Source organism: Dryocola clanedunensis (assembly GCF_038405435.1).
GTDB lineage: Bacteria > Pseudomonadota > Gammaproteobacteria > Enterobacterales > Enterobacteriaceae > Dryocola > Dryocola clanedunensis_A.
Map to the genome: position 1 here is coordinate 1 of NZ_JBBYHZ010000124.1, position 609 is coordinate 609.

Annotated in this window: 1 pseudogene; it reads right to left on the reverse strand. The window is 68.8% G+C overall.

The annotated features are described in order from the left end of the window. A pseudogene (locus tag AAE045_RS23800) lies at positions 1 to 609 on the reverse strand (TonB-dependent copper receptor); the annotation flags it as partial.

The following is a 609-nucleotide window of genomic DNA, read 5'->3' on the forward strand; positions in this document are numbered from 1 at the left end:
TCCCGGCGTACCAGGTCAACGCGGGCGCGATGTCGCGCTCGAACCGGACGAAGCCGCTGCCCAGGTTCTCGCGACGGGTCTGCCCGGCGGTCGCATTGGGCATCGCCATCATGCCGGCGGTGGCGCGCTCGTCCTTCACTTCGGCGCGGTCGATGCGCAGGCCACCAACCCAGCGTTGCGCGGTGCCCTCGCCCAGGGTGATCTCGGTGAACGCCCCGAGGTTCTCCAAGCGTGCGTCGGTACGCCACGGCTGCTGGCGGTACACGTTGCGACCCATCGCGTTACGGCTGCGATGACGGCTGTCCTGCGCATCCACGCCGACCACGATGGCGATGTCCTGCCAGCGCCATTCCGAAGCGATACGGCCACCGGTGGTGCGGCGATCAACGTTGGAGGCCATCGGCATCGGCATGCTGCTGGCCGGGTTCGGCGTGCGCAGCGTGTAGTTGTCCATCACGTGGTCGGCGTCGTTGTAGTACAGGTTGGCCTGCAGCTTGTCCCACGCACCGGGCAGGTTGTCCTTCTCGAAGCGGGCGGCGTAGCTGGTGCGCTTGAACGCGGCGCCGTCCATGCCGCGGCCGGCGTAGCGCGCGATCGCATCGCCGGTGC